At 62.3% G+C, this 24,651-nt stretch carries 23 protein-coding genes; 13 read left to right on the top strand and 10 right to left on the bottom strand.

Going from position 1 to position 24,651, the window contains the following annotated elements; translation table 11 throughout:
* Positions 1-5 precede the first annotated feature (5 nt).
* Positions 6-977, bottom strand: a complete 972-nt coding sequence (gene tauA, locus ACIPZC_RS21845) for a taurine ABC transporter substrate-binding protein (protein ID WP_241805505.1) — start codon at positions 975-977, stop codon at positions 6-8.
* A gap of 500 nt (positions 978-1,477) precedes the next feature.
* On the opposite strand from tauA, the gene ACIPZC_RS21840 reads away from it, so the two are divergent.
* The 7 genes from ACIPZC_RS21840 (at position 1,478) to ACIPZC_RS21810 (ending at position 7,823) form a co-directional block, all read left to right on the top strand.
* Complete coding sequence (locus ACIPZC_RS21840) at positions 1,478-2,791, top strand: OprD family porin (RefSeq protein WP_241805506.1); 1,314 nt, start codon at positions 1,478-1,480, stop codon at positions 2,789-2,791.
* 166 nt (positions 2,792-2,957) lie between these two features.
* Positions 2,958-3,596 (top strand): peroxiredoxin, encoded by a 639-nt coding sequence (locus ACIPZC_RS21835; RefSeq protein ID WP_400629496.1) that lies wholly within the window; start codon positions 2,958-2,960, stop codon positions 3,594-3,596.
* Positions 3,597-3,771: 175 nt separating this feature from the next.
* Entirely contained in the window at positions 3,772-4,737 is a 966-nt protein-coding gene (locus tag ACIPZC_RS21830; RefSeq protein ID WP_400629494.1) for a sulfonate ABC transporter substrate-binding protein, read from the top strand.
* A 60-nt stretch (positions 4,738-4,797) separates the two neighbouring features.
* Positions 4,798-5,946 carry an FMNH2-dependent alkanesulfonate monooxygenase gene (gene ssuD, locus ACIPZC_RS21825; RefSeq protein WP_400629492.1) on the top strand — a complete coding sequence of 383 codons (1,149 nt, stop codon included), beginning with the start codon at positions 4,798-4,800 and terminating at the stop codon, positions 5,944-5,946.
* A gap of 10 nt (positions 5,947-5,956) precedes the next feature.
* Positions 5,957-6,754, top strand: a complete 798-nt coding sequence (gene ssuC, locus ACIPZC_RS21820) for an aliphatic sulfonate ABC transporter permease SsuC (RefSeq protein WP_241805509.1) — start codon at positions 5,957-5,959, stop codon at positions 6,752-6,754.
* Positions 6,751-7,563 carry an aliphatic sulfonates ABC transporter ATP-binding protein gene (ssuB, locus tag ACIPZC_RS21815; protein ID WP_400629490.1) on the top strand — a complete coding sequence of 271 codons (813 nt, stop codon included), beginning with the start codon at positions 6,751-6,753 and terminating at the stop codon, positions 7,561-7,563. The genes ssuC and ssuB overlap by 4 nt, the downstream gene beginning before the upstream one ends.
* A gap of 44 nt (positions 7,564-7,607) precedes the next feature.
* The gene (locus tag ACIPZC_RS21810; protein ID WP_008095172.1) at positions 7,608-7,823 is read left to right on the top strand and encodes a molybdopterin-binding protein; all 216 of its coding nucleotides are present in this window, start codon (positions 7,608-7,610) and stop codon (positions 7,821-7,823) included.
* 139 nt (positions 7,824-7,962) lie between these two features.
* Here ACIPZC_RS21810 and ACIPZC_RS21805 read toward each other — a convergent pair whose 3' ends face one another.
* The 4 genes from ACIPZC_RS21805 to ACIPZC_RS21790 all read right to left on the bottom strand — a co-directional run bounded on the left by ACIPZC_RS21805 (position 7,963) and on the right by ACIPZC_RS21790 (position 13,040).
* On the bottom strand, positions 7,963-8,601 hold the full coding sequence (locus ACIPZC_RS21805; protein WP_267819467.1) for a TetR/AcrR family transcriptional regulator: 639 nt from the start codon (positions 8,599-8,601) through the stop codon (positions 7,963-7,965).
* Positions 8,601-10,178, bottom strand: coding sequence for a glutamate--cysteine ligase (gshA, locus tag ACIPZC_RS21800; protein ID WP_400629487.1), 1,578 nt, complete (start codon positions 10,176-10,178; stop codon positions 8,601-8,603). Before gshA ends, ACIPZC_RS21805 begins: the two co-directional genes overlap by 1 nt.
* Before the next feature lie 154 nt (positions 10,179-10,332).
* Positions 10,333-10,716 (bottom strand): PaaI family thioesterase, encoded by a 384-nt coding sequence (locus ACIPZC_RS21795; RefSeq protein WP_267819463.1) that lies wholly within the window; start codon positions 10,714-10,716, stop codon positions 10,333-10,335.
* Complete coding sequence (locus ACIPZC_RS21790) at positions 10,716-13,040, bottom strand: Tex family protein (protein WP_400629484.1); 2,325 nt, start codon at positions 13,038-13,040, stop codon at positions 10,716-10,718. The genes ACIPZC_RS21795 and ACIPZC_RS21790 overlap by 1 nt, the downstream gene beginning before the upstream one ends.
* Before the next feature lie 228 nt (positions 13,041-13,268).
* On the opposite strand from ACIPZC_RS21790, the gene ompR reads away from it, so the two are divergent.
* Positions 13,269-14,009 carry a two-component system response regulator OmpR gene (gene ompR / locus ACIPZC_RS21785; protein ID WP_241805515.1) on the top strand — a complete coding sequence of 247 codons (741 nt, stop codon included), beginning with the start codon at positions 13,269-13,271 and terminating at the stop codon, positions 14,007-14,009.
* A 13-nt stretch (positions 14,010-14,022) separates the two neighbouring features.
* Positions 14,023-15,336 carry an ATP-binding protein gene (locus tag ACIPZC_RS21780; protein WP_012316722.1) on the top strand — a complete coding sequence of 438 codons (1,314 nt, stop codon included), beginning with the start codon at positions 14,023-14,025 and terminating at the stop codon, positions 15,334-15,336.
* Positions 15,337-15,379: 43 nt separating this feature from the next.
* On the opposite strand, the gene rimK is transcribed toward ACIPZC_RS21780, so the two are convergent.
* Both rimK and ACIPZC_RS21770 read right to left on the bottom strand, forming a co-directional pair.
* A complete protein-coding gene (gene rimK / locus ACIPZC_RS21775) occupies positions 15,380-16,285 on the bottom strand; it encodes a 30S ribosomal protein S6--L-glutamate ligase (RefSeq protein WP_012316721.1) in 906 nt (301 codons plus the stop codon).
* The gene (locus ACIPZC_RS21770; protein WP_267819457.1) at positions 16,282-16,764 is read right to left on the bottom strand and encodes an ATP-dependent zinc protease; all 483 of its coding nucleotides are present in this window, start codon (positions 16,762-16,764) and stop codon (positions 16,282-16,284) included. The genes rimK and ACIPZC_RS21770 overlap by 4 nt, the downstream gene beginning before the upstream one ends.
* A gap of 109 nt (positions 16,765-16,873) precedes the next feature.
* Between ACIPZC_RS21770 and ACIPZC_RS21765 the strand changes: the two genes are divergently transcribed.
* Positions 16,874-17,275 (top strand): RNA-binding S4 domain-containing protein, encoded by a 402-nt coding sequence (locus ACIPZC_RS21765; protein ID WP_241805517.1) that lies wholly within the window; start codon positions 16,874-16,876, stop codon positions 17,273-17,275.
* Between the two features lie 27 nt (positions 17,276-17,302).
* On the opposite strand, the gene ACIPZC_RS21760 is transcribed toward ACIPZC_RS21765, so the two are convergent.
* A complete protein-coding gene (locus tag ACIPZC_RS21760; protein ID WP_400629481.1) occupies positions 17,303-18,097 on the bottom strand; it encodes a phosphatase PAP2 family protein in 795 nt (264 codons plus the stop codon).
* 119 nt (positions 18,098-18,216) lie between these two features.
* Here ACIPZC_RS21760 and hslO point away from each other — a divergent pair, with 119 nt between their 5' ends.
* From hslO to ACIPZC_RS21745, 3 genes are all read left to right on the top strand, one after another.
* Positions 18,217-19,116: an Hsp33 family molecular chaperone HslO gene (gene hslO, locus ACIPZC_RS21755; protein ID WP_241805520.1), complete on the top strand. Its 900-nt coding sequence runs from the start codon at positions 18,217-18,219 to the stop codon at positions 19,114-19,116.
* Positions 19,117-19,295: 179 nt separating this feature from the next.
* The gene (locus tag ACIPZC_RS21750; RefSeq protein WP_241805526.1) at positions 19,296-20,837 is read left to right on the top strand and encodes a phosphoenolpyruvate carboxykinase; all 1,542 of its coding nucleotides are present in this window, start codon (positions 19,296-19,298) and stop codon (positions 20,835-20,837) included.
* 279 nt (positions 20,838-21,116) lie between these two features.
* A complete protein-coding gene (locus tag ACIPZC_RS21745) occupies positions 21,117-21,557 on the top strand; it encodes an acyl-CoA thioesterase (RefSeq protein WP_400629478.1) in 441 nt (146 codons plus the stop codon).
* Positions 21,558-21,611: 54 nt separating this feature from the next.
* Here ACIPZC_RS21745 and ACIPZC_RS21740 read toward each other — a convergent pair whose 3' ends face one another.
* Positions 21,612-22,091, bottom strand: a complete 480-nt coding sequence (locus tag ACIPZC_RS21740; protein ID WP_400629476.1) for a glycine zipper domain-containing protein — start codon at positions 22,089-22,091, stop codon at positions 21,612-21,614.
* A gap of 214 nt (positions 22,092-22,305) precedes the next feature.
* On the bottom strand, positions 22,306-24,651 hold the full coding sequence (locus ACIPZC_RS21735) for an FdhF/YdeP family oxidoreductase (protein WP_400629474.1): 2,346 nt from the start codon (positions 24,649-24,651) through the stop codon (positions 22,306-22,308).

The raw sequence follows: 24,651 nt of genomic DNA, 5'->3' as shown, positions 1-24,651 counted from the left end.
CCGGATCAATTGGGCAGGAACTTGGCGCTGACGTAGGCCGAGTAGTCCGGCAACACGGCGTCGACCTTGCCTTGCTGCTTGAGGAAGGTGGCGGTGTCGGTCAGTGCTTGAGTGGTCGGTGCGCCCAGGGCGTTGGCCTGGTCGGCGGCCAGCGGGTAGACGTTACCCTCCAACAGCACCGGGATATCGCTGGCCTTGGCGCCGGACAGCTTCACCAGCTTGGCCACGTTGTCCTTGTTGGCCAGCCAGGCCGCCGGGTCTTTGCGGTAGTCGGCGTAGGCGTCGAGGGTGACCTTGGCAAAGGCTTTGACCACCTCGGGGTGCTTGTCGGCGAAGTCCTTGCGCACGATCCAGGCATCGAAGGTGGGTGCGCCTTTTTCTGCCAGTTCCCCGGAGGTGATCAGTACCTTGCCGTTTTCCTTGGCCACGCCCAGTGCCGGGTCCCAAACGTACGTGGCATCGATGTCACCGCGCTTCCAGGCCGCGATGATCGCCGGTGGGGCGAGGTTGAGGATCTGCACCTTGGACGGGTCGATGTTCCAGCTTTTGAGCGCGGCCAAGAGGCTGTAGTGGCCGGTCGAAACGAAAGGCACTGCGACCTTCTTGCCGATCAGGTCTTGTGGGGTCTTGATGCTGTCGCGGGCCACCAGCGCCTCGCCGGCGCCGATCTGGGTGGCGATCAGGAAGGTTTCCACCGGCAGCTTGCGGCTGGCAGCAGCGGCCAGCGGGCTGGAGCCCAGGTAGCCGATCTGCACGTCGCCGCTGGCCACCGCAGTGATCACATCGGCGCCGTTATCGAACTTGCGCCAGTCGATGCTGGCCTTGCTGGCTTTTTCGTAGTCGCCATCGACCTGTGCCACCTTGGCCGGGTCGACGGTGGTCTGGTAGGCGACTGTGAGGTCGGCGGCTTGGGCGAACCAGCTGGTGCCGGCGAGGGCCAGGGCAGCGAACAGGCGCAGTGGAGCGTGCGGGATCATGGTCGGACCTCTTGTCAGACAATCGAAGTGATGAATGGCAAGAAGGCTAGATGATCTAAGAAATATAAAATAAATAACTTTTTGGAATTAGCATAGGAGCCATTCGCTTTAAGACCTAGGGCGTGGCGGGGCTTTGGGGCGAAGACCGAGTGCGATGCTAGGTTTTTATCGGCTGCACAGATCAATTGGGAATAAAGCTATGAGCAAACGTTTGCAAATAACCTAAAGCTATTACAGGCCCGTGCCGATACAATTTTTGGCAGTAAAGGTTTCGACCATATGCCTTAAAAATCTTAGAAATTCATAAAACGGTCATTTTGGATTTATAGGATTGTCATTATCCTGTAGCACAGGTGGCGTCTTAGACCAAAGTCGTGAAATGTTCAGTAACGATTGACTTGTTGGTCATTCTTTGTGACTAAATCGCCAATCCACGGTGAGCGGGGCATCAGATCCTGCCGCCAGCGATACACAAAAATTAGAACGTAGAGGAGCAAAACATGTACAAGTCCAGCCTGGCTCTGGCCGTGGCACTGGGGGTTCTCGCCCAGCAAGCAGGCGCTGCCGGTTTCGTTGAAGACAGCAAACTGTCGCTTAGCTCGCGCACCATGTATTTCAATGGCGATAACCGTGACGGTGGTGCTGACAACCGTGAATCGGGTCAGGGCTTCAAGCTCGACTATCTGTCCGGTTTCACTGAAGGTACCGTTGGGTTTGGTGTTGATGTCCAAGCTCTGTGGGGCATTCATCTGGACGGCGGCCGTGGCAAGCATCCAGACACCAGCAGTTTCTTCCCAAGCGACTCCGACGGGTCCGCTGAGAGCCAGTGGGCACGTCTCGGTGCTAACGCCAAAGCGCGCTTCTCCAAGACTGAAGTCCACTACGGCAGCGCTCTGGCGCCAAACCTGCCAATCCTCGTTTCCAACGATGGCCGTCTGCTGCCCCAGACCTTCGAGGGTGGCACCATCCAGTCGAAGGAAATCGACAACCTGACCATCAACGCCGGTCAGTTGACTCACGCCATGGGGCGTGCATCGAGCAACCGTACCGGTCTTTCGGTACAGGGTGCTACCGAGGAGAGCAACAAGTTCCGCTATGCCGGTCTGGATTACAAGCTCACTCCCGACCTGACCTTGCAGTACTACTACTCGAATCTGGAAGACTTCTACAAGCAGCACTTCCTGGGTGCCACTCACGTCTTCAAGATTGCTGACGATCAGTCGTTCAAAACCGACCTGCGCTACTTCGATAGCAGCAAAGACGGTCGCAATGGTGAGGCTGGCTACGAGTTCAAAAACAACAACGGCTATGCCAAGAACCCAGGTGAAGTGGACAACAAGACTTGGTCCGCCATGTTCACCTACACGCTGGGCGGCCACGCTCTGATGTTGGGTCATCAGCAGGTCAGCGATGACGGTGGCTTCGTCTGGCTGAACCAAGGCAGCCTGGTCGATGAAGGCGCTGGCGGTTCCAGCTTCTACCTGTTCACCGACAGCATGATCAACCAGTTCGCCAAGGCCGGTGAGAACACCACCTTCGGTCAGTACTCGTATGACTTTGCTCGCCTGGGCGTGCCTGGCCTGAAAGCGTCCGTTTCCTACCTGCGTGGTGAAGACGGTCGCAGCACCAATGGTAACGGTACCTTCAGCGAGTGGGAGCGTGATGCTCGCGTTGATTACGTCCTGCAGGAAGGCACCCTTAAAGGTCTGGGCTTCAGCCTGCGCCAAGGCGTCTATCGCGGCACCGGTTCTGGCTCTGCTAACGATCAAGACCAGACCCGCTTCATCGTGAACTACACTTACAACTTCATGTAAGACGTAGTTGCGCAAAAGAGCCTCGCCTACTGCGAGGCTTTTTTTTGCCCATCGATTTCTTTATTTTTTGGTTATAAATAAAGAGTTATTTATTCTTTTTGTTTTTATCTGAATGAAGGCACATTGAACCCCACAAGGCCAGTCCACAGCACAGGAGCCGCACCCCATGAGCCTCAGACTCGGCGACATCGCCCCCGATTTCGAACAGGATTCCAGCGAAGGCAAGATCCGCTTCCACGAGTGGCTTGGTAGCAGCTGGGGCGTGCTGTTCTCTCACCCGGCCGACTTCACCCCGGTGTGCACCACCGAGCTGGGCCTGACCGCCAAGCTCAAGGACGACTTCGCCAAACGTGGGGTCAAGGCCATCGCCCTGTCCGTGGACCCGGTCGACTCGCACCACAAATGGATCGAGGACATCAACGAGACCCAGAACACCGTGGTCAACTTCCCGATCATCGCCGACGCCGACCGCAAGGTTTCCGACCTGTACGACCTGATACATCCGAACGCCAGCGACACCTTGACCGTGCGCTCGCTGTTCGTCATCGACCCGAACAAGAAGGTGCGCCTGACCATCACCTATCCGGCCAGTACCGGGCGCAACTTCAACGAAATACTGCGGGTAATCGACTCGCTGCAGCTCACCGACAACCACAAGGTCGCCACGCCGGGTAACTGGCAGGACGGCGACGAAGTGGTGATCGTGCCATCGCTGAAGGATGAGGAAGAGATCAAGCAGCGCTTCCCGAAAGGCTACCGCGCCGTAAAACCCTACCTGCGACTCACCCCCCAACCTAATCGCTGAGGCAAGCGGCAAGCGGCAAGCTACAAGCTACAAGCGGGGCCAGTTTTTTCTTGAAGTTTGCGGCTTACAGCTTACAGCTTGCAGCTTGCAGCTTGCGGCTTGCAGCTTGCCACCTTACTCGCCCGTCAACGAGGCAAGCAGGTGCAACCCGAACCTACTCGCACAGGAGAGCGCCATGCGCACAGTCTTCTTGCGTCGTGGTCTGGTCGCCCTGTTTGCGGCGGCTGTGTCCTTCGGCGCCATTATCCAAGCCCAGGCTGAAAGCCTGCGCATCGGCTATCAGAAATACGGCACCCTGGTGCTGCTCAAAGCCAAGGGCACGCTGGAAAAGCGCCTGGCCGATCAGGGCGTCCAGGTGCAATGGACCGAATTCCCCGGTGGCCCGCAGCTGCTCGAAGGCTTGAATGTCGGCTCCATCGACTTTGGCGTAACCGGTGAAACGCCCCCGGTATTCGCTCAGGCTGCTGGGGCCGATCTGCTCTATGTCGCCTACGAACCGCCTGCGCCGCGCAGTGAAGCGATCCTTGTGCCAAAGGGTTCGCCGATCCAGTCGGTGAAGGAGCTCAAGGGCAAGAAGGTTGCCCTCAACAAAGGCTCGAACGTTCATTACCTGCTGGTCCGCGCCCTGGAAGAAGCGGGCCTCCAGTACAGCGACATACAGCCCGTCTACCTGCCGCCGGCCGATGCCCGCGCCGCGTTCGAGCGTGGCAGCGTCGATGCCTGGGTGATCTGGGACCCGTACCAGGCCGCCGCCGAACAGCAGCTGCAGGCACGCACCCTGCGTGACGGCAAAGCGCTGGTCGACAACCACCAGTTCTACCTGGCCACCCGCAACTACGCGACCCAGCATCCGGCTGTGATCAACGCCCTCATCGAAGAAGTACGCGCCGTGGGCAGATGGTCGCAGGCCAACCCTCAGGAAGTGGCCGACCAGGTCGCTCCGCTGCTCGGGCTGCCCGCCGACATCACCCTGACCTCAGTCAAACGCCAAGGCTACGGTGCCGCGCCGCTGACACCCGAGGTGGTGGCCGCACAACAGAAAATCGCCGACACCTTCCACGCGCTGAAGCTGATTCCCAAGCCGCTGAGCATCAAGGACGTGATCTGGACACCCCCGGCCAAGGTCGCCAGCGCGCCTTGATCGATTCGCCTGTGCCGGGGCGCCGCTGTGGCCCTCGCCACCTTTGACGAGACAACGCCAATGAGCCTTAACATTTTCTGGTTCCTCCCGACCCATGGTGACGGCAAGTACCTGGGCACATCCGAGGGCGCCCGCGCGGTCGACCACGGTTACCTGCAGCAGATCGCGCAGGCCGCCGACCGCCTTGGTTTTGCTGGGGTGCTGATCCCTACCGGGCGTTCCTGCGAGGACTCGTGGCTGGTGGCAGCGTCGCTGATTCCCGTGACCCAGCATCTGAAACTCCTCGTTGCCCTGCGCCCAGGCATCATTTCGCCGACCGTGGCAGCACGTCAGGCTGCAACGTTGGACCGCCTGTCCAATGGCCGTGCGCTGTTCAACCTGGTGACCGGTGGCGACCCCGATGAACTGGCGGGTGATGGGCTGCACCTGAACCACCAGGAGCGCTACGAAGCCTCGGTCGAGTTCACCCGTATCTGGCGCAAGGTGCTGGAAGGCGAAAACGTCGATTACGACGGCAAGCACATCCAGGTGAAGGGCGCCAAGCTGCTTTACCCGCCGATCCAGCAACCACGCCCGCCGCTGTATTTCGGCGGTTCGTCGCAGGCCGCTCAGGACCTGGCCGCCGAACAGGTCGAGTTGTACCTGACCTGGGGCGAGCCGCCGGCAGCCGTGGCCGAGAAGATCGCCCAGGTGCGCGAAAAAGCCGCTGCCCAAGGCCGCGAAGTACGCTTCGGCATTCGCCTGCACGTGATCGTGCGCGAAACCAACGAACACGCATGGGCTGCGGCTGACCGCCTGATCTCGCACCTGGACGATGACACCATCGCCCGTGCCCAGGCCTCGCTGGCGCGCTTCGACTCGGTGGGCCAGCAGCGCATGGCTGCGCTGCACGGCGGCAACCGTGACAACCTGGAAGTCAGCCCCAACTTGTGGGCAGGCGTTGGCCTGGTACGTGGCGGTGCCGGCACCGCCCTGGTGGGCGATGGCCCGACTGTCGCGGCGCGGGTGAAGGAATATGCCGACCTGGGGATCGATACCTTCATCTTCTCGGGTTATCCACACCTGGAAGAAGCGTATCGGGTTGCCGAACTGCTGTTCCCGCACCTCGATGTACAGCGCCCGGAGCAACCGAAAACCGGAGGCTACGTAAGCCCGTTCGGCGAGATGGTCGCCAACGACATCCTGCCCAAGTCTGTGTCGCAGAGCTGAGGGCCGGGCCATGAGTCGTGCAACATCCTCCACCCTGACCCAGCGCCTGGCGCCGTGGGCACTGCCGGTGCTGCTGTTGGCAGTCTGGCAACTGGCGGTCAGCGCTGGCTGGCTGTCGACGCGCATCTTGCCAGCACCTAGCGCAGTGGTCAGCGCAGGTGTCGAGCTGGTGCGTAGCGGCGATATCTGGACCCACCTGGCCATCAGCGGCTGGCGTGCCGGCCTGGGCTTTCTGATCGGTGGCAGCATTGGGCTGGTGCTGGGCTTCATCACCGGCCTGTCGAACTGGGGCGAGCGCCTGCTCGACAGCTCGGTGCAGATGATCCGCAACGTGCCGCATCTGGCGCTGATCCCGCTGGTGATCCTGTGGTTCGGTATCGACGAGTCGGCAAAGATCTTCCTGGTCGCGCTGGGCACGCTGTTCCCGATCTACCTGAACACCTACCACGGCATCCGCAATGTCGACCCGGCGCTGGTGGAAATGGCGCGCAGCTACGGCTTGTCCGGCTTCAGCCTGTTCCGTCAGGTGATCCTGCCGGGTGCACTGCCATCGATCCTGGTGGGCGTGCGCTTCGCACTGGGTTTCATGTGGCTGACCCTGATCGTGGCCGAGACCATTTCAGCGAACGCCGGCATCGGTTACCTGGCGATGAACGCCCGTGAGTTCCTGCAGACCGACGTGGTGGTACTGGCCATCGTTCTGTATGCCGTGCTCGGCAAACTTGCCGACCTCGCCGCTCGTGGCCTGGAGCGTGTGTGGCTGCGCTGGCACCCGGCCTATCAAGTGGCCAGGAAGGAGGGCGCATGACCGTGCTCAAGGAACAGCCGCCACGCCTGTTGCGTGGCATCCCGCTGGCCTGCAACGGCCTGCGCAAGACCTTTGGCCAGCGCGAAGTCTTGAAGGGCATCGACCTGCACATTCCGGCGGGGCAGTTCGTGGCCATCGTTGGCCGCAGCGGCTGCGGCAAAAGCACCCTGTTGCGGCTGCTGGCCGGGCTCGACCAGCCTACGGGCGGGCAGTTGCTGGCCGGCGCTGCGCCGCTGGAAGAGGCCCGTGAAGACACCCGCCTGATGTTCCAGGACGCTCGCTTGCTGCCGTGGAAGAAGGTGATCGACAACGTTGGCCTGGGCCTGTCGGGTGACTGGCGCCCCCGTGCGCTGCAAGCGCTGGAGGCGGTTGGCCTGGCTGACCGCGCCAATGAATGGCCGGCAGCCCTGTCGGGTGGCCAGAAACAGCGCGTGGCCTTGGCGCGTGCGCTGATCCACCAGCCACGCCTGCTGCTGCTGGACGAGCCGCTGGGTGCGCTGGATGCATTGACCCGTATCGAGATGCAGCACCTGATCGAGCGCTTGTGGCACCAGCACGGCTTCACCGTGCTGCTGGTCACTCACGATGTCAGCGAAGCGGTTGCCGTGGCTGACCGGGTGATCCTGATCGAAGCCGGCGAAGTCGGGCTCGACCTCACCGTCGACCTGGCACGGCCCCGCGCGCGCGGTACACACCGCCTGGCCGCGCTGGAAAGCGAAGTGCTCAACCGTGTTCTGTCGGCACCGGGCACTGCGCCCGAGCCGGATCCTGTAGCGCCTCTGCCCACGCAATTGCGTTGGGCGCATTGAACGACTCACTCACCAGACTGAAGCCATAGAGAAGGAATGACATCATGACCATCAAAGCCATCAACGTCCGTAACCAGTTCAAAGGCACCGTGAAAGAAATCCTCGAAGGCCCGGTACTGTCGGAAATCGACGTGCAGACGGCCTCCGGTATCGTCACATCCGTGATCACCACCCGCTCGGTAAAAGAGCTGGAGCTGCAGGTGGGCAGTGAAGTGATTGCGTTCGTGAAGTCTACCGAGGTGTCCATCGCCAAGCTGTAATGGCCGTGGCGGCGCTGTGCGACCCAGTCGCGGCTTGGACCGCGAATGGGCCGCCATATGGCGTCAGGCGAGTCCCAGCCCGCGTGACCAATCGATCCGCACCGCGCCTCGCTCTTGCAGCTACAACTGAGGGCCTGGCTCAGGGCGCTGTGTGGCGTTTACCCAGAAACGGTGGCAGGTAGAGCCCCAGATACGCCTCGCATACCCGCATCCCTTCCTCTGCCATGCGCGGCGTGATCTGTTCATGCAGCTGCATCGAGCGGGCATAGACCCGGTCACTGAGCTCCATGGCCAAGGCAAACACATCCACATCCAGCGGCATCGCCGGCAGGTGGAAATGCTGGTCGAACAGCTTGTGCATCAAGTCGCCCAGTTCCATGTCGTGCTGCCGGTCGGCCTGCACCACTTCGCTCAGGCCATGCTGCGCCAGAATCAGCTGCCGCGCCGCCGCATCCTCGTTGTAGATGGCAAGCATGCGCTCTTCGATCAGCCGTGACAGTTGCTGCCAGGTGCTCAATGCGCTGCTGTCGATCGGTGCGCTCAGGGCTTCGCGAAACGCCCGGTGCACATCGGCTGTCAGGGCTTCCAGCAAGGCCGGCACGCTGGCGAAGAAGTGATACACCGACGAGGGTGGAATCTGCGCCCGCTCGGCCACGCTGTAGATGGAAAGTGCCGCCACCCCTTGTTCAGCCAGCAGTTCGCGCGCCGCCGCCAGGATGGCTTCGATCCTGGCCTGGCTGCTGGCGCGCGGCTTGCGCGGGGTGGTCGAGCGGTTCATCAGTTGCTGATTGCCAGGATACTGGCCTGGTAGGCGCCGACGAACAGGTCGAAGTCACCGACTTCGTCTTGCTCCAGCTCGGACTGCTTGGCGAGCGATTCGCGTGCCAGCGTTTCGAATGCCTGCTGCTTGTCGTTGCTCAGTGGCTGCTCGCGGAAAGCCTCGGCGTGGAGCCGGCTTTGGCGAAGCGAGAACTGGACGAAGCTTTCGTCATGCTCGGCCATGCGTGCCAACACCTGGGCAGAGGGGGTCAGCGAGGCGTCGTCGACCTTGGCCTGCTGGGCATCCAGGGCCTTGGCGTGCTCATCAGAGCCTTGCGCCTGGTCGAGCAGGTTGGCCAATAGCCGGATACGCTCGATCAGTTCACTGGCCCAGTCTTTCAGGCCGATCGGCAGGCCATTGCGGCGCAGCTCAAGGCCTGGGCGACGGCCCTCCTTGACCACGGTCAGGAAGTTGTCGGTGCACTGGCCGCATTCGCCGTTGTCCAGCTGCGGGCTGTCTTCCAGCGCACAGAACAGCAGGAACGCATCGATGAAGCGCGCCTCGGTGAGGTCGATGCCTACCGGCAGGAACGGGTTGATGTCCAGGCAACGCACCTCGACATACTGCACGCCGCGGGAGGTCAGGGCCTGGATCGGCCGTTCGCCGGAGTAGGTGACACGTTTGGGGCGAATGTTCGAGTAGTACTCGTTCTCGATCTGCAGGATGTTGGTGTTCAACTGCACCCATTCGCCGTCGACATGCGTGCCGATCTCGACGTAGGGCGGGTAGGGCGTGCCCACTGCCTTGCGCAGGCTGTCGGTATAACTGGCCAGGTTGTTGTAGCAGGGCGTCAGGCCCGCCTGAGCATTGCTCTGGTAACCCAGGTCGCTCATGCGCAGGCTGGTGGCGTAGGGCAGGTACAGGGTTTCGGCTTCCAGCTCTTCGAGCTGGTGCGGGCGGCCGCGCAGGAAGCCTTTGTCCAGGGCTGGCGAAGCACCGAACAGGTACATCAGCAGCCAGCTGTAACGGCGGAAGTTGCGGATCAGCGCAATGTACGCCGCCGATTGATAGTCGCGGTCGCTCTGATCGTTGCCTTCGGCGGCGCGCAGCAGGGGCCACAGCGCTTCAGGCAACGAGAAGTTGTAGTGGATGCCGGCGATGCACTGCATGGTGCGGCCGTAGCGCAGGGCCAGGCCCTTGCGGTAGACGTGCTTCAGCTTGCCGATGTTCGAGGTCCCGTACTCGGCGATCGGGATGTCCTCCTCGGCCGGCAGCGTGCACGGCATCGACGGGCTCCACAGCAGTTCGTCGCCAAGCTTGCTGTAGACGAAACGGTGGGTTTGCTCGAGGCTTTCCAGCACCTGGGCCGGGTCAGCCAGGGCCGGGGTGATGAACTCCAGCAGCGACTCGGAATAATCGGTGGTTATCTGCTCGTTGGTCAGCGCCGAACCCAGGCTTTCCGGGTGTGGGGTCTGAGCCAGGCGACCTTCGTCGGTGACGCGCAGGCATTCGCGCTCAATACCGTGCAGGCACTGCTTGAGCAGGGGAAGATTGGCGCCGAGCAGGCTCAGGCGGCGGTTGAGGAGGTCGCTCAAGATGGTTTCCTTCACGCATCAGTCGCCCCAATATGGGGGTAGAGTTGACGGTCTACAAGGGTAGGAGGAAAGGAACTGGCGTTGTCGCCTGGTTTACGCGGTTACGGCAGTGCCAGCGCACTGCCGCAAAATACCGCAGATACCGTTTGGTGAGCTAGAGAACTGCGAAGGTTCCCTGCGCTTTGGCGACCAGTTTGTCGCCTTGGACTACGTCGGCGTCGACCACCAAGGTACGCCGCCCGGCGTGCAGCACCCGCGCCGTGCACAGTACCTCGCCGTCACCGACCGCGCGCATGTAGTTGATCTTGCATTCGATGGTCACGCTCTGCTGGTCAAAACCATGGCTGGCCGAGCAGGCCAGGCCCATGGCGATGTCCACCAGGCTGAAGATCGCCCCGCCGTGCAGCTTCTGGCCGCGGTTGCGCAGGTGCGGCTCAAGCGCCAGAGCCACCTCTGCCACGCCGGTGTCCAGGCGTTGCAGGCGGCAGCCCAGCAGCTGGCTGTAGGCACTTTCAACCAGCGCCTTGGGGATCTCCATCACTTCTTCTTCAACTGCTTGGCGTTGGCAAAGAGCGCAGCCATGGCGTTGTTCGCCGGGGCGGCGCTAGCGGTTTCGCGCTGGCGGGGTGCCTGCTGCTGGCGGTTGCCGCCATTGCCACGGTTGCCACCGCGGTTGCCTTCGACTTTTTCGCCCGGGGTATCGCTCATGCGCATGGACAGGCCGACACGCTTGCGCGGGATGTCCACTTCCATGACCTTGACCTTGACCACGTCGCCGGCCTTGACCGCCTCGCGCGGGTCCTTGACGAACTTCTCGGACAGCGCCGAGATGTGCACCAGGCCGTCCTGGTGCACGCCGATGTCGACGAACGCACCGAAGTTGGTGACGTTGGTGACCACGCCTTCGAGAATCATGCCAGGCTCCAGGTCCTTGAGGTCTTCGACGCCGTCCTGGAAGGTGGCGGTCTTGAACTCGGGGCGCGGGTCACGCCCGGGCTTGTCCAGTTCCTGGAGGATGTCGGTGACGGTGGGCAGGCCGAAGGTTTCGTCGGTGAACTGCTTGGGGTCAAGGCGCTTGAGGAAGCCGCTGTCGCCGATGAGCGAGCGGATGTCACGGCCGGTGTCGGCGGCGATGCGTTTCACCAGCGGGTAGGCCTCCGGGTGCACGGCGGAGGCATCCAGCGGGTTGTCGCCGTTCATGACGCGCAGGAAGCCGGCGGCCTGCTCGAAGGTTTTCTCGCCCAGCCGGCTGACCTTCTTGAGTGCGGCACGGGTGGCGAACGGGCCATTGGCATCGCGGTGCGCGACGATGTTCTGCGCCAGGGTGGCGTTGAGGCCAGAGATACGGGTCAGCAGCGCGACCGAAGCGGTGTTGACGTCCACACCCACGGCGTTCACACAGTCTTCGACCACAGCGTCCAGCCCGCGCGCCAGCTTCACCTGGGATACATCGTGCTGATACTGGCCGACACCGATGGATTTGGGGTCGATCTTCACCAGTTCGGCCAGCGGGTCCTGCAGGCGGCGGGCAATCGATACGGCGCCACGGATCGAGACGTCCAGGTCAGGGAATTCACGGGCAGCCAGCTCCGATGCCGAGTACACCGACGCTCCGGCTTCGGACACCATGATCTTGGTGATCTTCAGCGCCGGGTATTTTTTTACCAGCTCAGCGATCAGCTTGTCGCTTTCGCGGCTGGCGGTGCCGTTGCCAATGGCGATCAGCTCCACCGAGTGCTTGGCGCACAGCGCAGCCAGTACCGAAATCGTGCGGTCCCAGTCGTTGCGTGGCGCGTGCGGATAGACCGTCGCGGTGTCCAGCAGCTTGCCGGTGGCATCGACCACTGCGACCTTGCAGCCGGTACGCAGGCCCGGGTCGAAGCCCAGGGTGGCACGCGGGCCGGCCGGGGCGGCCAGCAGCAAGTCATGCAGGTTGTGGGCGAAGACATTGATCGCCTCGCTTTCGGCGTTGTCGCGCAACTCACCGAACAGGTCGGTTTCCAAGTGGGTGTACAGCTTGACCTTCCAGGTCCAGCGCACCACCTCGCCCAGCCACTTGTCAGCCGGGCGGTTGCGGTTTTCCACGCCGAAGTGCCCGCCAATCATCATTTCGCAGGGGTGCAGGGTGCCCGGCAGCTCGTCGCCGACTTTCAGCGATGCGCTCAGCACGCCTTCGTTACGACCGCGGAAAATAGCCAGTGCGCGGTGCGACGGGCAATTGCGCAGCAGTTCGTCATGGGCGAAATAGTCGCGGAACTTGGCGCCTTCCTCTTCCTTGCCAGCCACCACGCGGGCACTGAGCACCGCTTCCTGCTTGAGGAAGTTGCGCAGCTTGTCGAGCAGGGCAGCGTCCTCGGCGAAGCGCTCCATGAGGATGTACTTGGCGCCCTCGAGGGCGGCCTTGACGTCGGCGACACCCTTTTCGGCATCGACGAAGCGCGCTGCTTCGCTTTCCGGCGCCAGTTGCGGGTCGTTGAACAGGCCGTCGGCCAACTCGCCCAGGCCCGCTTCCAGGGCGATCTGGCCCTTGGTGCGGCGCTTTTGCTTGTAGGGCAGGTAAAGGTCTTCGAGGCGGGTCTTGGTGTCGGCCAGCTTGATCTCGCGGGCCAGTTCAGGGGTCAGCTTGCCCTGTTCCTCGATGCTGGACAGGATGCTCGCACGGCGCTCGTCCAGCTCGCGCAGGTAGCGCAGGCGCTCTTCCAGGTGCCGCAACTGGGTGTCGTCCAGGCTACCGGTCACTTCCTTGCGGTAACGGGCGATGAAGGGCACGGTCGAGCCTTCGTCCAACAGGCCCACGGCCGCCTCGACCTGCTGAGGGCGTACGCCCAGTTCCTCGGCGATACGGCTGTTGATGCTGTCCATGTAAACCACCTGACAATTGTGAATACGGGGGCTGCGAGGCGCTTGTTCCGCCCGGCGGCGCTGGATGAAAGCCGCGCATTATACCCATCGGAGAAGGCTTGCGGTGATGGCGCCAGGCCAGTCGCCGAGGCCGGGAACTGGCGCCGGGGGAAAAATCTGCTAACAATGCTCACGGCACGCGTGGCAATGGCTACGCCATAATGCGCGGCGATCTCAGAGGAGTTATTCATGACCGGCACCGCAAATACCGCTGAAGGTGACAAGATTCTCATCGTCGACGACGATCCGGGGCTCAGCAGCCTGCTGGAACGTTTCTTCACCAGCAAGGGCTACCGTGCCCGCGCGGTGCCCAACACCGAACAGATGGACCGCCTGCTGCAGCGCGAGGTGTTCAACCTGGTGGTGCTCGACTTGATGCTGCCCGGCGAGGATGGCTTGTCAGCGTGCAAGCGCCTGCGCCAGTCGAACAACCAGATCCCGATCATCATGCTCACCGCCAAGGGTGACGAGCTCAGCCGCATCAAGGGGCTTGAGCTGGGCGCTGACGATTACCTGGGCAAGCCGTTCAACCCGGACGAGCTGATGGCGCGGGTCAAGGCCGTGTTGCGCCGTCAGGCACCGACGGTGCCGGGCGCCCCGGGCAGCGAGGACGAGTTGGTCACCTTCGGCGATTACGAGCTGTCGCTGGCCACCCGTGAACTCAAGCGTGGTGAAGAAGTGCACATGCTCACCACCGGTGAGTTCGCCGTGCTCAAGGCGCTGGTCATGCACGCCCGCGAGCCGTTGACCCGCGACAAGCTGATGAACCTGGCCCGTGGCCGAGAGTGGGATGCCCTGGAGCGCTCGATCGACGTACAGATCTCGCGCCTGCGCCGCATGATCGAACCGGACCCGTCCAAACCGCGGTATATCCAGACTGTGTGGGGCGTAGGTTACGTCTTCGTACCGGACGGAAACGCCAGCAAATGAACGCTGGCCTTCGATGAAAACTCCGGTCTGGTTCCCGCAGAGCTTCTTCGCCCGTACCCTGTGGCTGGTGCTGATCGTCGTCCTGTTCTCCAAGGCGTTGACCCTGGTCTACCTGCTGATGAACGAGGACGTGCTGGTCGATCGGCAATACAGCCATGGTGTGGCGCTGACGCTGCGCGCCTATTGGGCGGCCGATGAAGAAAACCGCGACAAGATTGCCGAAGCCGCAGGCCTGATCCGGGTGACCGGCTCTGGCGTGCCAGAGGGCGAGCAGCACTGGCCCTACAGCGAAATCTATCAACGCCAGATGCAGGCCGAGCTGGGCGAGGACACCGAAGTGCGCTTGCGCATCCACGCACCGCCTGCGTTGTGGGTCAACGCGCCAAGCCTCGGCCCAGGCTGGCTGAAAGTGCCGCTTTATCCGCACCCGTTGCGGGGCCAGAAGATCTGGAACGTGCTTGGCTGGTTCCTGGCCATCGGCCTGTTGTCCACCGCTTCGGCATGGATCTTCGTGCGCCAGCTCAACCAGCCGCTCAAACGCCTGGTGTTCGCTGCCCGCCAGTTGGGCCAGGGTCGCAGTGTGCGTCTGCCGATCAGCGATACGCCGAGCGAAATGACCGAGGTGTATCGCGCGTTCAACCAGATGGCCGAGGATGTCGAGCAGGCCGGGCGTGAGCGCGAGTTGATGCTGGCGGGGGTGTCCCACGATTTGCGCACGCCACTGACGCGTCTGCGTCTGTCGCTGTCCTTGCTCAACAGTGACAACGACCTGAGCGACGACATGGTCCGCGACATCGAAGACATGGATGCGATTCTTGACCAGTTCCTGGCTTTCATTCGCGATGGCCGCGACGAGCCGCTGGAGGAGGTCGACCTGGCCGACCTGGTGCGCGAAGTGGTGGCGCCCTACAACCAGCCGCAAGAGCGTGTGCGCTTGTGCCTCGAGCCTATTCCGCCATTCCCGCTGCGCAGGGTTTCGCTCAAGCGCATGCTGGGCAACCTGATCGGTAATGCGCTGCATCATGCGGGCAAGGGGGTCGAGGTGGCCGCCTATGTGTCGGGCGATGAGAGCGCGCCTTATGTGGTGCTGAGCGTGCTGGACCGGGGCGCGGGGATCGATGAGTCGGAGCTGGAGACCATCTTCAACCCGTTCATTCGTGGGGACCGGGCGCGGGGTGGCAAGGGCACCGGGCTGGGGCTGGCGATCGTCAAGCGGATCGCCGCCCAGCATGGCGGTAATGTCGAGTTGCGCAACCGCTCCGGGGGCGGGATCGAGGCGCGGGTGAGGTTACCGTTGGGGCTTTTGCTACCGCGTAACGCGGTGTGACCTTTCGCTGCCGACGATGGGGCTGCACGGCAGCCCCGAAACCTCAGCCCTTGCCCTTGGTCCGGGTCTGATTCGGCCCGCCATTTTTCTCCAGATGCTCGATGATCATACCGGCCACGTTCTTGCCGGTTGTCACCTCGATACCTTCCAGCCCCGGTGAGGAATTCACCTCCATCACCAGCGGGCCGTGGTTGGAGCGCAGAATATCCACCCCCGCCACACTCAGTCCCATCACCTTGGCCGCACGAATGGCGGTTATACGTTCTTCGGGGGTGATTTTGATCAGGCTGGCCACCCCGCCCCGATGCAGGTTGGAGCGGAACTCGCCTGGTTTGGCCTGGCGCTTCATCGAAGCAATCACCTTGTCGCCTACCACGAAGCAGCGGATATCGGCACCGCCGGCCTCCTTGATGTATTCCTGAACCATGATGTTCTGTTTCAGGCCCATGAACGCCTCGATCACTGACTCGGCTGCTTGGGTGGTCTCGCACAACACCACGCCGATGCCTTGCGTGCCTTCCAGTACCTTGATGACCAGTGGGGCGCCATTGACCATCTGGATCAGATCGGGGATGTCGTCCGGCGAGTGGGCGAACCCGGTAATGGGCAGGCCGATGCCGCGCCGGGACAACAACTGCAACGAACGCAGCTTGTCACGCGAACGGGCGATGGCCACCGACTCGTTGAGCGGGTAAACGCCCATCATCTCGAACTGGCGCAGCACCGCGCAGCCGTAGAACGTCACTGAGGCGCCGATGCGTGGGATCACTGCATCGAAACCCTCCAGCGGCTTGCCGCGGTAATGGATCTGCGGCTTGTGGCTGGCGATGTTCATGTAGGCGCGCAAGGTATCGATCACCACCATTTCATGGCCACGCTGAGTGCCGGCTTCGACCAGCCGGCGGGTGGAATACAGACGCGGATTGCGCGACAGCACAGCGATCTTCATGCAGCACCTGTGACAGGAGATAGGGTGGCCGGGTAGGCCGGTTTGTCTTGCACGTACTTGAGCCCGGGGTTGACCACCAGCTGGCCATGAATGAGCGCCTTGGAGCCAAGCAGCAGGCGGTAGCGCATGTTCTTGCGGCAGGCGAGGGTGAACTCTACCTCCCAGACGCCATCGCCCAACGCCAACGATGTGCGGATCACGTAACGGGTCTGGGCGTGGCCGTTGGAGCTCTTGATGGTCTTCATCGTGACCAGTGGGGCTTCGCAGCGGCGGTGGCGCAATTGCACGACCGAACCCAGGTGAGCCGTAAAGCGCACCCACGGCTGGCCGTCGCGCTCGAAAGGCTCCACCTCGGTAGCGTGCAGGCTGGAGGTGCTGGCACCGGTATCGATCTTGGCGCGCAGGCCCGCCACACCGAGGTCGGGCAAAGCGACCCACTCACGCAGGCCGATTACAGTCAGATGGTCAAATGTCTTCACGAAGCACACCCTGCGAATGAGGTGGTGAACTGTAAGCACGGCGGGGACTTTTTGCATCCGTCAGTTACGGTAGTACAGTTCGGTTAAAGACAGAATTCGAGGTAACGGGATGGCACACAAAGCGGAAGAGGACGACAAGGTACGCCTGGATAAATGGTTATGGGCGGCGCGGTTCTACAAGACCCGGGCGCTGGCCAAGGCCGCCATCGAAAGTGGCAAGGTGCATTGCCGTGGCGAGCGCTGCAAACCTGGCAAAGAGCCGAGGGTGGGTGACGAGTTCGTGCTGCGTACCGGTTTCGATGAGCGTACCGTGGTGGTCAAGGCGCTGTCGGCGGTACGCAGGGGCGCGCCTGAAGCGCAGGCCCTGTACGCAGAAACCGAGGAGAGTGTGCGCCGCCGTGAGCAGGCAGCCGAGCTGCGCAAGGCCGGGGCGATGGGCGTGACCACCGACGGCCGGCCGAACAAGAAGCAGCGGCGGCAGATTCACCAACTGCACGGCCATTTTGACTGAAAGGGGCTGAGCAGCAGCCCCTGGCCTCTAGCGGAACACCGCCAGGCGCCCGACCAACGGTAGCCTGGCCCCAATGGCAAACAATGGCGCCGTCCACCGCACCAGCAATGCGCTACCCTTTGCCGCTAGCGGCGTATGGCAGCTCCAGCCCAAGGCCAGCACTGCCATCAGCAAGCCACCGATGTAGTCATCCTGCCCCCAGTGCGCGCCTGCGACCAGCCGTGGCAGCATGAACAGCAACGCCAGGCCCCAGATCACCAGGTGCTGGACCAGGCGCCGGCTGAACAGGCTCATGAACAAGGCCCAGATCAGCAACACCGAGGCGTGGTCGCCCGGGAAGCTGTTGCTGGAACGGTCCTTCAGCTCCCATGCCTTCTCTAGGTTCGGGTAGTAGTCGCTCAGGTGCACAGCGTTGGTGAATACCATCGATGGGCTGTCATGCTGCCAGCCCATTGCATCCACCCACTTGGAAAACAGCGCGCGAATCACCACTAAGAGGATTAGCGTAACCAGAAAGCCGAAGAAGGCTTCACGCACCTGGCTGGCTTTGAACACCCAGTCGCCGCGGATCAGCACGGCCAGAAGGACCAGGCCAACGACGATGTCGAAGGGCCGCAGGCTGCCGATGGTCCAGACATAGCGCCAGGCGGTGTTGTCGGCCAACGGTGCATTGAGGCTGTGGAACAGCCATTCGTCGAAAGTCAGGCACAGGATCTGGCCAACGGGCCATAACCAGAAACACAGTAGAGCGATGGGCAGCAACGTGCAGGCTGCCAAGGGGCCCCAGGACCACGTTGCTTTTAACAGTGGTCGATTGTCCATAAAATACCTCTATTGCAATCAGGAATCGGAGCGCCTTGTGAGCGCTCTGTCACGGAGTCTCGCAACTGTCAGACATCCCGTGTAACCATTTTGTCATCATTTTTAGATAGCCAAAACCTATGAGCGATTTGCCGGATACCGATTTCACCCAACGTTTCATCTTCGACGACCGCGATATTCGCGGCGAGTGGGTGGCACTCGATGACAGCTACGCCGCAGTGTTGGCTCGTCATGCCTACCCACAGCCCGTTGCCACATTGCTCGGCGAACTGATGGCCGCTACCTCGCTGTTGGTGGGCGCCTTGAAGTTCGACGGCCTGCTGATCCTGCAGGCCCGCTCCGCCGGCCCCATCCCACTGTTGATGGTGGAGTGCTCGGGCGAGCGCGACATCCGGGGCATGGCGCGATACGAAGCGGACCAGATCCCCGCCGACGCGACGTTGGCTCAGCTGATGCCGGACGGCCATCTGACCCTGACCATCGACCCGGTCAAGGGCCAGCGCTACCAGGGTACCGTCGAGCTCGACGGCAAAAACCTGGCCGAGTGCTTCACCAACTACTTCGTGCAGTCGCAGCAGCTCAACACGCGCTTCTGGCTCAACGCCGAAGGCGGCAAGGCCCGCGGCCTGTTGCTGCAGCAGTTGCCGGTGGATCGCCAGCGTGACGAAGAAGAGCGCGAGGACAGTTGGCAGCATGTGATTGCCCTGGCCAACACCCTCAAGCCGCAGGAGTGGGCCGAGGCCAACGAAACCTTGCTGCACCGCCTCTATCATGAAGACGCCGTACGCCTGTTCGACATCCAGCCGCTGCGCTTCAAGTGCAGCTGCTCGCGCGAACGTTCCGGCAATGCGCTGGTCAGTCTTGGCGAGCAGGATGCCAAGCAGCTGGTCGAGGAGTGCGGTGGCAAGGTCGAGATCGATTGCCAGTTCTGCAACGAGCGTTATTTCTTCGATGCCAGCGATGTGGCACAACTGTTTGCCGGTGGTGGCACTGACACGGCGTCAGAAACTCGCCACTGAAACGTTTAATTTCAGTGAATTCTCCTGTCGAATTGCGCAAAAGGGCAGTTACGACAGGAGGGGCCTACTTTTTTTGGGCGTTTCTGGCATAATCCGGCCACTTTTTTCGCTGTAGTAGTTTTTTTTAGACAACTACAAAACGTTTGGAGCACTCGGCCTCGGGCCGGATGGGGTATCTCATGACGCAAGCCAACAACACCGTGTACACCGACCTGAGCGTCGATGAGCTGGTAAAAGAAGCGCTGCAACGCGGTGAAGGCGTGCTAGCCGATACCGGCGCACTGGTCGTCGAGACCGGGCACCGTACTGGCCGTTCGCCGGCTGACCGTTTCATCGTCGAAGAACCTTCCACCCAGGACGCCATCGCCTGGGGCCCGATCAACCGCAAGTTCCCGGCCGACAAGTTCGATGCCCTGTGGGACCGCGTCGAGGCGTTCAACAACGCCCAGGATCACTTCGTTTCCTACGTTCACGTAGGGGCTGCCGCCGAGCACTACCTGCCGGTGAAGATGACCACCCAGACCGCCTGGCAGAACCTGTTCGGCCGTTGCCTGTTCATCAACCCTGAGCAGTTCAACCCGGCTGGCCGCGACCAGTGGCAGGTCCTCAACGTTGCCAACTTCGAGTGCGTGCCTGAGCGTGACGGCACCAACTCCGACGGTTGCGTCATCATCAACTTCGCCGCCAAGAAGGTGCTGATCGCTGGCATGCGTTATGCCGGCGAAATGAAGAAAGCCATGTTCTCGGTGCAGAACTTCCTGCTGCCGGCTGCCGACGTGCTGCCAATGCACTGTGCCGCCAACATCGGTGAAGAAGGCGACGTCACCCTGTTCTTCGGCCTTTCCGGCACCGGCAAGACCACCCTGTCGGCTGACGAAAGCCGTTACCTGATCGGTGATGACGAGCACGGTTGGGGCGAAGGCGTTGTCTTCAATATGGAAGGCGGCTGCTACGCCAAGTGCATCGACCTGTCCGAGAAGAACGAGCCGGTCATCTGGAAAGCCATCAAGCATGGCGCGGTGCTGGAAAACGTCGTCCTCGACGGCAACAAGCACGCCGACTACGCCGATGTCAGCCTGACCCAGAACAGCCGCGCCGCCTACCCATTGGAGCACGTCGCCAAGCGCGCCGAAGCCAACCTGGGTGGCGAGCCTAACGCGGTCATCTTCCTGACCTGCGACCTGACCGGTGTTCTGCCGCCAGTTTCGATCCTGAACAACGAGCAGGCGGCTTACCACTTCCTGTCTGGCTACACCGCGCTGGTCGGTTCTACCGAAATGGGTTCGGGCGGCGGCATCAAGTCGACCTTCTCCACCTGCTTCGGCGCACCGTTCTTCCCGCGCCCGGCAGGCGAATATGCCGAGCTGCTGATCAAGCGTATCAACGCCTTCGGCTCCAAGGTGTACCTGGTCAACACCGGTTGGACCGGTGGTGGCTATGGTGTCGGCAAGCGCTTCAGCATCCCGACCACCCGTGGCGTGATCGCTGCCATCCAGAGCGGCGCGCTGGTCGGTACCGAGACCGAGCACCTGGACATCATCAACCTGGACGTGCCGAAGGCCGTTCCGGGCGTCGAGACCGAGCTGCTCAACCCGCGCAACACCTGGGCTGACAAAGCTGCCTACGACGAAGCTGCAAAAGGCTTGGCCAAGCTGTTCACTGAAAACTTCAAGAAGTTCGACGTGTCCGACGCCATCAAGGCTGCTGGCCCACAGCTGTAAGCTGAGCCAGTCGAGTCAGCGTTAGCAGGGCTGCTTCGCAGCCCATCGCCGGCAAGCCGGCTCCCACAGGTACAGCACAGGCTTCGAGCACTGCGCTGTACCTATGGGAGCAACTGCCTTGCTCAACTTCTAAAAGCTGGCGCGATCCCTGTGGGAGCCGGCTTGCCGGCGATGGGGCCCAATGGCTTTTCTCGCTGGTCTCTGGGCGGTGAAATATCCACCGCTTCCCGAATTTCTGTTTCACTGATGGCATCCCCTGCGATCTTGCGAGACAGACAGATGACCGAATGCCCTCAGCGCAGCGCTTTCTCCCACTTCCACCCCATCCTCACCCGCCCCCAAGACAACGACCATAACGGCCACATTGCTGGCGCCACCGTGCATGGCTTCTTCGAAACCGCCATCCAGGCGTTTCTGGTCGAGCAGGCTGAATTCGACTTGCGTGAAGGCGAGCTGGCCGCGTTCGTGGTCAGTTCGGCGGCAGACTTTTTCGCGCTGCCGGGCTTCCCGGATGTGCTGGAGGTGGGTTTGGGCGTAACTCGCCTTGCAGGTAGCACGGTGGAGTTCCGGCTGGCGTTGTATCGCCCGGGCGAGCTCGATGCTTGCGCGGCAGGGACCGTGGTACAGGTGTTTATCGAGCGCGCCAGCGGTCGGCCGGTACCGTTGCCGCAGGCGCTGCAGGTGACTTTGTCGGGCCTGCAGCTCGCGCCGCAGGCATGAAAAAGCCCCGCGGGTGAGGGCGGGGCTTTTGCTGCCTGAGGAGGGTCTCAGGTATCAGTGGCGCCAATGGCGCTTGTGCTTACGGTGGCCGTAGTGGCGGCCACGGTCGTAATGACGGCGGTCGTCGTAGCCGCGACGGTAGCGGCGATCGTCGCGGCGCTCGTCATCATCGGCCTTGTTGCCCAGGTAGTTACCGAGCGCGCCACCGGCGCCGCCGCCTGCGGCTGCACCAATGTAGCTGCCGGTGGTACCGCCCACCGAACGACCGACCACGTTACCGCCCGCAGCGCCCAGCGCGCCACCGATGGCGGCCTCACCACGCTGACGCTTGTCGGCACCCAGGGCACCGCCGGCCGCACCGCCAAGGCCGGCACCAATGGCGCCGCCGGTGCTACCACCGATGGAGTTGCCCACTACGGAGCCGAGTACCCCACCCAATGCGCCGCCAATGCCGGCCTCGGTATTGCCACCGGCCATGGCAACGCCGCTTAGCAAGCTGAAAGACAACAACAAAATCGAGGAGTACTTCTTCATCAAGAGAGCCTCATAAGGATGACGAGGGCGAATTTGCAGTTCCTTGAGGCGGCTGGCAACGGAAAACCGACGAGTAGCACGAGTTGTACACAATTTTCTAAGTTACTGATTTTCCGATGAAACTTTATCGTTTTTCATGTGTCAGAGGTAATTGTGACAAAGCCCTGAACCCCTGTGGAACAGGGCTTTTTTCGTTTTTAAACGTGCCGTTCGGTTACACGATTCGCCCGTCGTCGCGCGCCCGCTCCAACTTGATGGCGACGAACTTGGAGGTTGGTGTATGGCTGCCCTGGCCAATGCTTTCCAACGGAATCAGCGGATTCACTTCCGGATAGTACGCCGCCGCTTGCCCAGCCGGGATGTCGAAAGGCAGCAGGGTGAAACCCTGCACACGGCGCACATGCGCATCACCCCACAACGAGACGATGTCGACCTTCTGCCCCGGCTGGAAGCCCAGGCGGATGATGTCGGCCTCGTTGACGAACAGCACGTCACGCTGGCCACGCACGCCACGGTAGCGGTCGTCCAGGCCATAGATGGTGGTGTTGTACTGATCGTGCGAGCGCATGGACTGCATGATCAGGTCGGGTACCTGGCCGCTGGCGCGTACCCGCTCGTCGAGCAGGGTGTCCGGCAGCAGGTTGGCCTTGAAGTTGGCGCGGCCGCTGGTGGTCTTCCACTGGCGGCTGGCTGCACTGTTGCCCAGGTAGAAACCGCCTGGGTGGCTCAGGCGCTGGTTGAAGTCGGTAAAGCCTGCAATGGTGTCGCCGATCAAGTCGCGGATACGGTTGTAGTCGGCCACCAGCCAGTGCCAGTCGACCGGGTTTTTGCCCAGGGTGGCGGCGGCGATGCCGGCAACCACTGCCGGCTCCGAGCGCATGTGAGTCGACAGCGGCTTGAGCTGGCCGTTGGAGGCATGGACCATGCTGAAAGAGTCTTCAACGGTGACCGCCTGCGGCCCGTCGGCCTGTAGGTCGATGTCGGTGCGGCCCAGGCACGGCAGAATCAGCGCCTGTTTGCCATGGATCAGGTGGCTACGGTTGAGCTTGGTGCTGATGTGCACGGTCAGCGCGCAGTTGCGCAGGGCCTGGGCGGTACGCTCGGTATCCGGGGTGGCCTGGGCGAAGTTGCCACCCAGCCCGATGAACACCTTGGCGCGGCCGTCGAGCATGGCGTGGATCGCTTCGACGGTATTGTGGCCATTGTGCCGCGGCACCGGGAAATTGAAGCGTTTTTCGATGGCATCGAGCAGCGCCACCGGCGGGCGCTCATTGATACCCATGGTGCGGTCGCCCTGCACGTTGCTGTGGCCACGTACCGGGCACAGCCCTGCGCCAGGCACACCGATGTTACCGCGCAGCATCTGCAGGTTGACGATTTCCTGGATGGTAGGCACCGAGTGGCGGTGCTGCGTGATGCCCATCGCCCAGCACATGATCACCCGCTTGCCGCGGCAGTACATGCGTGCCGCCAGCTCGATGTCCGCAAGCTCAAGGCCGGACTGCTCTTGGATGTGCGCCCACGAGGTGGCGTCTACCGCCGCCAGGTACTCATCGACGCCGTGACCATGCTCGGCGATGAATACGTGATCGAACACCGCCGGCTCACCTTTGGCCTGCGCCTCACGCTCCCACTGCAGCAGGAATTTGGCCATGCCGCGCAGCAGCGCCATGTCGCCGCCCAGCGCCGGGCGGAAGAATGCAGTGTTGGTCGGCCGGTCGCTGTTGGTCAGCATCTCCAGCGGGTTCTGGGGATGCTGGAAACGCTCCAGGCCGCGCTCCTTGAGCGGGTTGATGCATACCACCTGGGCGCCACGCTTCACGGCATCGCGCAGCGGGTCGAGCATGCGCGGGTGGTTGGTGCCGGGGTTCTGGCCCCAGACGAAGATTGCGTCGGCGTGCTCGAAGTCATCGAAAGTGACCGTCCCCTTGCCCACACCGATGCTTTGCCCCAAGGCTACGCCGCTGGCCTCGTGGCACATGTTGGAGCAGTCGGGGAAGTTGTTGGTGCCGTATGCACGCACGAACAACTGGTACAGGAACGCCGCTTCGTTGCTGGCCCGCCCGGAGGTATAGAACTCGGCCTGATCGGGGCTTGCCAGGTTGTTCAGCTCACGGGCGATCAAGGCAAAGGCTGCATCCCAGGCGATCGGCTGATAGCGGTCGCTGGCCGGGTCGTAGACCATCGGTTCGGTCAGGCGGCCTTGGTATTCCAGCCAGTAGTCGCTCTGATCGAGCAGTGCACTGACGCTGTACCGGGCGAAGAATGCCGCATCGACGCGGCGCTTGGTGGCTTCCCAGTTGACCGCCTTGGCGCCGTTCTCGCAGAACTTGACCATACCGCTCTCGGGCGAGTCGCCCCAGGCGCAACCGGGGCAGTCGAAGCCGCCATTCTGGTTGGTCTTGAGCAGGGCGCGAAGGTTCTTCAGCGCATTGTCGCTGCCCACCCAGGCCTTGGCCACGCTGCGCAGTGCGCCCCAGCCGCCGGCGGGGCCGTGGTAGGGCTTGTAGCGTGGTGGGGAGGCTGGGGCGTTGTCTGGAAGAGGTTGGTACGAGGTCAC

Source organism: Pseudomonas sp. NPDC089743 (genome assembly GCF_044748785.1).
Taxonomy (GTDB): domain Bacteria; phylum Pseudomonadota; class Gammaproteobacteria; order Pseudomonadales; family Pseudomonadaceae; genus Aquipseudomonas; species Aquipseudomonas putida_X.
This window is presented reverse-complemented; position numbering and strand designations above follow the sequence as displayed.

Coding starts and splice junctions, on each gene's coding strand:
- ssuD (WP_400629492.1), top strand. CDS start 4,798: ATGAGCCTTAACATTTTCTGGTTCCTCCCGACCCATGGTGACGGCAAG.
- ACIPZC_RS21840 (WP_241805506.1), top strand. CDS start 1,478: ATGTACAAGTCCAGCCTGGCTCTGGCCGTGGCACTGGGGGTTCTCGCC.
- ssuB (WP_400629490.1), top strand. CDS start 6,751: ATGACCGTGCTCAAGGAACAGCCGCCACGCCTGTTGCGTGGCATCCCG.
- ACIPZC_RS21810 (WP_008095172.1), top strand. CDS start 7,608: ATGACCATCAAAGCCATCAACGTCCGTAACCAGTTCAAAGGCACCGTG.
- tauA (WP_241805505.1), bottom strand. CDS start 977: ATGATCCCGCACGCTCCACTGCGCCTGTTCGCTGCCCTGGCCCTCGCC.
- ACIPZC_RS21805 (WP_267819467.1), bottom strand. CDS start 8,601: ATGAACCGCTCGACCACCCCGCGCAAGCCGCGCGCCAGCAGCCAGGCC.
- ACIPZC_RS21830 (WP_400629494.1), top strand. CDS start 3,772: ATGCGCACAGTCTTCTTGCGTCGTGGTCTGGTCGCCCTGTTTGCGGCG.
- ssuC (WP_241805509.1), top strand. CDS start 5,957: ATGAGTCGTGCAACATCCTCCACCCTGACCCAGCGCCTGGCGCCGTGG.
- ACIPZC_RS21790 (WP_400629484.1), bottom strand. CDS start 13,040: ATGGACAGCATCAACAGCCGTATCGCCGAGGAACTGGGCGTACGCCCT.
- ompR (WP_241805515.1), top strand. CDS start 13,269: ATGACCGGCACCGCAAATACCGCTGAAGGTGACAAGATTCTCATCGTC.
- ACIPZC_RS21750 (WP_241805526.1), top strand. CDS start 19,296: ATGACGCAAGCCAACAACACCGTGTACACCGACCTGAGCGTCGATGAG.
- ACIPZC_RS21760 (WP_400629481.1), bottom strand. CDS start 18,097: ATGGACAATCGACCACTGTTAAAAGCAACGTGGTCCTGGGGCCCCTTG.
- ACIPZC_RS21835 (WP_400629496.1), top strand. CDS start 2,958: ATGAGCCTCAGACTCGGCGACATCGCCCCCGATTTCGAACAGGATTCC.
- ACIPZC_RS21795 (WP_267819463.1), bottom strand. CDS start 10,716: ATGGAGATCCCCAAGGCGCTGGTTGAAAGTGCCTACAGCCAGCTGCTG.
- ACIPZC_RS21740 (WP_400629476.1), bottom strand. CDS start 22,091: ATGAAGAAGTACTCCTCGATTTTGTTGTTGTCTTTCAGCTTGCTAAGC.
- rimK (WP_012316721.1), bottom strand. CDS start 16,285: ATGAAGATCGCTGTGCTGTCGCGCAATCCGCGTCTGTATTCCACCCGC.
- ACIPZC_RS21765 (WP_241805517.1), top strand. CDS start 16,874: ATGGCACACAAAGCGGAAGAGGACGACAAGGTACGCCTGGATAAATGG.
- ACIPZC_RS21780 (WP_012316722.1), top strand. CDS start 14,023: ATGAAAACTCCGGTCTGGTTCCCGCAGAGCTTCTTCGCCCGTACCCTG.
- ACIPZC_RS21745 (WP_400629478.1), top strand. CDS start 21,117: ATGACCGAATGCCCTCAGCGCAGCGCTTTCTCCCACTTCCACCCCATC.
- hslO (WP_241805520.1), top strand. CDS start 18,217: ATGAGCGATTTGCCGGATACCGATTTCACCCAACGTTTCATCTTCGAC.